The organism is Phytohabitans aurantiacus (assembly GCF_027923225.1).
GTDB classification, from domain to species: domain Bacteria; phylum Actinomycetota; class Actinomycetes; order Mycobacteriales; family Micromonosporaceae; genus Phytohabitans; species Phytohabitans aurantiacus.
On the sequence record NZ_BSDI01000074.1, the window covers coordinates 25,149 to 31,805 of the forward strand.

General features: G+C 70.2%; 4 protein-coding genes. All 4 read left to right on the forward strand.

Features of this window, described 5'->3' with window-relative positions; translation table 11 throughout:
* The first annotated feature begins 91 nt into the window (after window positions 1-91).
* The 4 genes from QMG73_RS41285 to QMG73_RS41300 are packed head-to-tail and all read left to right on the forward strand — an operon-like array spanning window position 92 to window position 6,466.
* Window positions 92-844: a TnsA-like heteromeric transposase endonuclease subunit gene (locus QMG73_RS41285; protein WP_281904886.1), complete on the forward strand. Its 753-nt coding sequence runs from the start codon at window positions 92-94 to the stop codon at window positions 842-844.
* The gene (locus QMG73_RS41290; protein ID WP_281904888.1) at window positions 841-3,201 is read left to right on the forward strand and encodes a hypothetical protein; all 2,361 of its coding nucleotides are present in this window, start codon (window positions 841-843) and stop codon (window positions 3,199-3,201) included. Before QMG73_RS41285 ends, QMG73_RS41290 begins: the two co-directional genes overlap by 4 nt.
* Complete coding sequence (locus QMG73_RS41295) at window positions 3,198-4,460, forward strand: AAA family ATPase (protein WP_281904890.1); 1,263 nt, start codon at window positions 3,198-3,200, stop codon at window positions 4,458-4,460. Before QMG73_RS41290 ends, QMG73_RS41295 begins: the two co-directional genes overlap by 4 nt.
* A complete protein-coding gene (locus QMG73_RS41300) occupies window positions 4,457-6,466 on the forward strand; it encodes a TniQ family protein (RefSeq protein WP_281904891.1) in 2,010 nt (669 codons plus the stop codon). The genes QMG73_RS41295 and QMG73_RS41300 overlap by 4 nt, the downstream gene beginning before the upstream one ends.
* The last annotated feature ends 191 nt before the right edge of the window (window positions 6,467-6,657 follow it).

Genomic DNA, 6,657 nt, shown 5'->3' on the forward strand with positions numbered 1-6,657 from the left:
CGCTGCCGTTGGTCGAGGGGCACCCCTTGGCCGGGCGGCGGCGTGGTCGCACCGCTGTGGGTGGGATGACCTGGCCGTTTCGTGCGGTGGGTTGGATGAGGTACGCGGCGCGCTGGGGCTCGGGCCGGATTGGACGAGGTGCTGGACCGCGACGTGGCGGTACGCGGGCAACGAGGTCAATTGCCCGGTACGCGATCTGGGGTCGGTGCCGGCGGCTGGGTGCGAGCCGGTACGGCGCTTTTCCTGGCGCCGTGACCAGCGGCACCGATCCGGGTTGCAGTTCCTGGTGAGCACCGGCCGCCACCACGGGTTCGAGTCGTTGGAGGAGGCCCGGCTGCTGCTCGCGCTGGACTTCGCTGCTGACCTGGTGAACGTGCTCGCGCAACCGTTGCGGCTTCGGTACTCGACCCGCAGCGGTCCGCGCGAGCACATCCCGGACTTCCTTGCGTTCTCCCGGACCGGCCGGTGGCTGATCGATGTGCGGCCGGCCGCGCGGGTGACCCAGCAGGACCGGGTGGCATTCGCCGCATCCGCAGAGGTGGCGTTGCTGCTGGGCTGGCGCTACGTCGTGGTGACCGGTTGGAAACCGCACGTGACGAGCACGTTGGACACGCTGTCGGCACAGCGTCGGCCTTTGACTGACCGGTTGGGGATGGCGGATGCGTTGGTGGCGGCGGTGGCGGCCGGGCCGCGGCCGTTCGGCGAGTTGGCCGGGAGCACGGTGGCGCCGCCGGTGGCGCGGGCCTGGCTGCTGCACCTGTTGTGGCAGCGCCGGTTGGGTGTTGAGCTCGGCTCGGCGCTGAGCGAGACCAGCCTGGTCTGTGCTGGGAAGGAGTACCGGTGAGCAGGGTTGACGCGGCGTTGGACCTGTCGCCCGGCACCTCGTTGATCCTCGACGGCGTGGAGTGGGTCGTTGAGCACGCGGAGCCGCAGTACGGCCGCGCGGTACTGGTATCGGTCGGCGGCGAAAGGATGCCGGCGACGTTCCGCTTTTTGATCAACCATCCCGGCTGCCGGCAGTCCACCCGTCACGCATCGGTGCCGGCCGCGAATCGGGGGCGCCAGCCCGCGGGCTTGGGCGATCTGACCGCACGGCAGCGGGAGCTGGTGGCACTGCGGGTGGCGCACCTGCTGGAGGTGGAGACCGGCTTCCGTAGCGGGGACCCGCTGCGTCCAGGGCCGGGCGAGCCGAAGGCATGCTACGACCTGGCGATCACGACCCGCACCCAGCGGCGGCGGGCGAAGGCCGCCGAGCTGGCCGCGTTGGACGCTGACCAGGCCCGCCTGCTGGGGCTAGGGCGCATCAGCTACCGCACCTTGCAGCGGTGGGAAGTTCGCCGCCGCCAGTTCGGCGCGGTCGGTTGCGCGGACGACCGGTGGCTGCGGGTCGTGGTGGGGCACCCGAGCGTGGGTGAGCAGGTCCGCGAAGCGATCCATGCGGTGCACGTGGAGACAATGCACCGCTCGCGGGTGAGCATGCGCACCCGGGAGAGGATGATCCATCAGTACCTGCGGGAACGGCATGGCGCCGAGGCGGAGGCGGCGATCCCGAGTTACGGCACGCTGCGGCTGGTCTGGCGGGAGTGGTTCGGGCCGGGCGGGGCCCGGCAACGCTACGCGCGCACCGCTGAGTTGCCGACCAGCGGTGGGCATGTGGTGGTGCACCGGCCGGGGCAGGTCGTGGCCCTGGACACCACGATCTTGCCGGTCAAGGTCCGCGAGACGGTGTTCGGTGAGCCGGTGTCGGTGCACCTGACAATCGCGTTGGACGTCTACACGCACTCGCTGGTGGCGTTTCGACTCACGCTGGTGTCCGACAGTGCGGTGGACGTGGCGATGCTGCTGCGGGACGTGACGATGCCGCTGCCGATGCGCGCAGACTGGGGTCCGGACATGGCGTGGCCGTATCCGGGCCTGCCCGCCGCGGTCGTGGCCGAGTTCGCCGGGTACGAGGTGGCCGGTCTGCCGTTCTTCGCCCCGGAGACGATCACCACTGACCACGGCAGTGTCTACCGAAACCACCAATTGGTGGAAGTGCAGCGGGTGCTCGGGGCCAACATCCTGCCAGCTCGTGTACTTCGCCCTACGGACAAGCATGCGGTGGAGCGCGCGTTTGGCGGGCTACGGTCGCTACTGTTCGAGTACCTGCTCGGCTACACCGGTGTCGACGTGGCCGACCGGGGGATCGATCCGGAGGCCGACGCGGTGCTGACCATCGACGCGATGGAGCACTTGATAGCGACTTGGACGGTCAGGATCTGGCAGAATCGGCGGCTGGGCGAGCACGCGCCGTGCTGGGATCCGGCCGGCGACCACAGCCCGAACACGCTGTTCGCTGCAGCGATGGTGCAGGGCGGCTTCGCGATGGAGATCCCGAGCCCGCAGTTGTACTACCAACTGCTGCCCGCGCACCATGTCGCGATCCATGGCCGGCGCGGGGTGAAGATCCGCGGGCTGTGGTACGACGGGGACGCGCTGGATGACTACCGGCACGGGCCATCCGCCCGGGGCGGCCGGCATCAGGGCCGGTGGGTGATCCGCCGTGACCCGCGCGATGCCCGCACCGTGTTCTTCCAGGACCCCAACACCCACGACTGGCACCCGCTGCGATGGACCGGGCTGCCGCCGGACGGCGAGGTGCCGGCGTTCAGCGACGCAAGGGTCCGCGACCTGCTCGCCGCAGCCCGCCAGGCCGGGCTGCGTCCCCGCTCGGACGCCGAGTTGCTGCCGCTGCTGCTGGACCTGATCGGCGCGCACATCCCCGTCGATGCGTGGCCCACCCAGATGGCCAAGACGGATCGCACCGCGCACGCCCGCGAAGCCACCCAGGCAAGGGCCGCGGCCATCGACCGCCCCACCAGCGCGGGCACCGACCGTCCTGGCAGCGCAACGAGCGGCACGCCTGGCGACGCGACTCGGAAGAGCACCAGTTCGCACTGGTCCGGTGACCACGGCACTGGTGCGGACGCGGTCGGCCGGCAGGGCTGGCGTGAGCGTGCCCAGCAGGCGCAGCAGAGTGTCGACAGCGACCGTGCACACCGCCGCCGCGAGGCCCTTGCCGAGCTTCCGGTCACCCCACCGGCTCGGCTGGGAGACGGGTTCCGGAGGCGCAACCTGTTCCTGTTGCCGCCAGGCGAGGACACCGGCCCCGGCACAAACTCCGACCAGGTGACGGGCGAGCACCCACCGGAGGCGTCGTGAGTATCGACCCGGCCCGTGACGACGCGCCGCTGCCGTTCATCCTTCCCGGGCCGATCACCGACCGGGAGACCGTCGAGGGCTGGCGGCGCTGGCGGCGGACCCGCCATGCGTTCGTGCCCGCACCCCGGCTGATCACCGCCGACTACCGGCGGCTGAGCCCTCGCAAGCGGCACCTGCACGACCTGCACCGCGCCGCCACCCACGCGAACCTGCCGTTGCAGGACACGCCGATGAGCCTAGCGGTCACCCGGATCATGCGATCCCGGCTGCAGACCAACGCCCTAAAGCACAAGCCCACCACCCGGGCTGGACTGATGATCACCGGGGGTGGGTACCAGGGCAAGACCGAGACCGCGTGCGAGATCGCCGCCGCGTTCGAGGACGCCTGGCTGGACCTGCACCACCAACTCAACCCGAACGCGCTACCCGGAACCCGGGACCTGCACGCCCCAGTCGCCTACGTGCAAACCCCGGTGACCGCGAAACCGAAGAGCACCTGCGAGGCGATCCTGGACTTCTTCGGCGCCGACCACCACAAGATGACCCTGCCCCAGCTGACCCGGGCGGTGCGCAACTCGCTGCACGACCACGGCGTTCGAGCACTGCTGCTGGACGACATCACCCGGCTGAAGATGCACCGCGCCGACGACCAGGACACCCTCGACCTGCTGCGGGCGTTCATGAGTATGCACACCACCGTGGTCCTCATTGGCGTGGACATCCCCGGCTCCGGGCTGCTGCGCGAAGGCCGGCACGACCCGCGCACCGGCCAGTGGGTCTTCCCACCACCGGCGGGCGATGGCCCGGCCACCCAGACCGAGCGGCGCTTCGACTTGGTTCACCTGGAACCTTTCCGTTACGACACCCCGCAGCGCATCGCCGCCTGGGTCGCGCACCTGGCCGGGTTGGAACACCACCTACGGCTGTTGAAGGCCGCCCCGGGCATGCTCACCGGCGGCGCCATGCCGGAGTACCTGTTCCGCCGCACCGCCGGTGTGGTCGGCCTGCTGGAACGGCTGGTGGAGGACGGCTGCACCGAGGCTCTCGACACCGGGGTCGAGAGGTTGACCGAGAACCTGCTGGACACCATCGCCATCAACCTCGGCAACGACCCCACCCGCGACTCGGCGGCGGGCGAGATCCCAGCAGTGCCCACCACCCAACGGCCTCGTTCCGCGCCGAGGAAACGGCGTGGCCGTAACACGGTCTTCGATGACCATGGCACCGTGGACCGCGTCGCCTCCGGCGGTGCCGCATGAAACCAGACGGGGTATTGCCACGCAGCGTGGCGCCGCTACCCGACGAGTCGATCACCGGATTTGTGTTGCGCCTGGCGCACCGACTGGACACCTCGCCCGCCCGACTACTCGTGGTCACCGGCCTGCACGGGTCACCGGGAACACACCCCAGCCGGCGCCTGCTCACGCAACCCGACCCCGCCGCCCTGCGGTACTTCGCCCACACCACCCACCTGAGCCCGACTGAGGCCGCTGGTCTGTTCCTCAGCACGTTCGCCGCCCGGTATCCACCGGCGACGCCACGTCCGGATCCGGCAAGCCGCAGCGGCACCCGGACCCACCTCGAACGGTGGCTGCTGACGAAATCGACCCGCTACTGTCCACATTGCCTGGTCGGTGACCGCAGTACGATCCAGCGCCGCCACGGCGGCCCATGGCAGCGGGCCTGGCGCCTACCGGTCGTGTTCACCTGCCCCCACCATCGACGCTACCTGCTGCACCAATGTCCAACCTGCGGCGGCCTGGTGCACCAAGGCGATCACGGGCATCTACCCCGCTGGTGGGACGGCAACCTGCACCCGACACAATGCCGCGCCAGTACCCACCAGCCGCCTACTGGCGACCACAGCGACCATGGGGCGTGCGGCGCGTGGCTCACCGACGCCCGCCCGGGACAACGACCCAGCCGTGCCGTGTCCGCCACCCAGCAGCGCATCCTCGCCGCGCTGGATGCCACCGGCCCCGACCAGGTCAACTGCCTCGGCCAGCCCACCAGCCCCGCCCGATACTTCACCGACCTGATCCTGCTCAGCTACCTCATACGGCGGTCCTGGCCGCTGGCCCGGGACCTCGCGCCCAGCCCCGCACTGGCCGACGCGTTGGACGCCTACCTCACCCACCCGCAGAAACCCATTCGGCGACGCCCCAACACCAGCCAAGCAAGCCTGCGGCCCCCCGACGACCGCGCGCCGCCCTTGGACGCAGTCGCGTGCGCCGCCCTGCTGACCACAGCCGACCGGCTACTCACCCTTGAGGCGCCGCGCACGCTCACCCCGCACCTGCGGCACCTGCTCGGCAACAACCAACGTCGCCTCACCCGCCAGGGATGGGCCCAACAGTTCGTGACCGACCGGCCCGACTGCTCCGAAGGAATGCGACACGCCTTCGCCCCGATCCTGCAGACCTACGCCAGGCCCGGCCGAGGCCGGGGCCTACGCACCGCGATCAGACGCGTCCCGTTCGGACCCGAACACATCCCACAGTTCCTCCAAGACGACTGGTACCAGCAGCATCTCGCCCGTTTCGACGGCATCAACACTGCCCAGCTCCGGCGAGCCGCCGCGCTGCACCTGTGCCAGACCGCCATGGGCGGCTCCATCCGCGAAGCCGCGAGCCGCCTCGGCCTGCCCGACACCCGCAAGGCATATCGCCGCAGCTACTTCAGCGTCTCGACGGTGCACGCCTGGGCGCGGCTCCGCAGCGATCCGCACGAGTTCGAAGCCGCTGTCCACGACATCGCCGACCGGATCGAGGCCACGCCACAGCCCATCGACTACCACCGCCGCCGCACCGCCCTACGCGACTGGTGCATCGACCCCGCAAGCTGGACCACCATCGGCGACCAACTGCCAGGCCACAGCCGCGGGCAGCATTCCGACCTCGGCGACCGCCAGCGGGACTGCGCCTCGATCATCGTCTGGTCCCGGATCACCGGCACCGAACGCGTCTTCGCACCACACCCCATCCGCGACCAGCAACCCGCCGACATAGCCGAGCAGTGGCGGCAACGCGCCCACGTAACGTTCGCCCGCGTCCGCGACGACAGCGAACACACCCGCGAAGCAGCCCTCGATCAACTCCTCACCGCATACGCGCAATGGCTCATCCGCGCCATCGACGCCGTCGGCACGACACCGCCCGGACCCTGGACCGGGACGCACCCACAAACCAGTGGCGGAATCTCGACCAGAGACCTCGACACTCGCCCCCCTCTGCCAGCCGCAGATGGCGGAAGCTCTCGGAAGTAGTCGGCGCAAATCGGCGCCGGGGCAAGGCTTCCGACCTCGCCGTCGCCCCCAGTTGGCCTGAGTGTCGGCGCTCACGTAATTCCCCAGCTGTAGCGGTCTGACGCTCACGTAATTCCCCACCCGGTCGATCATGTAATTCCCCAGGTCATGGGGATGTGCGACCGGGGTGGGTGGTCCTCGCGATCAGGAGG

What these genes read in the sequence shown, in the direction of transcription:
- QMG73_RS41300 (WP_281904891.1), top strand. Translation starts at nt 4,457, where the DNA reads ATGAAACCAGACGGGGTATTGCCACGCAGCGTGGCGCCGCTACCCGAC.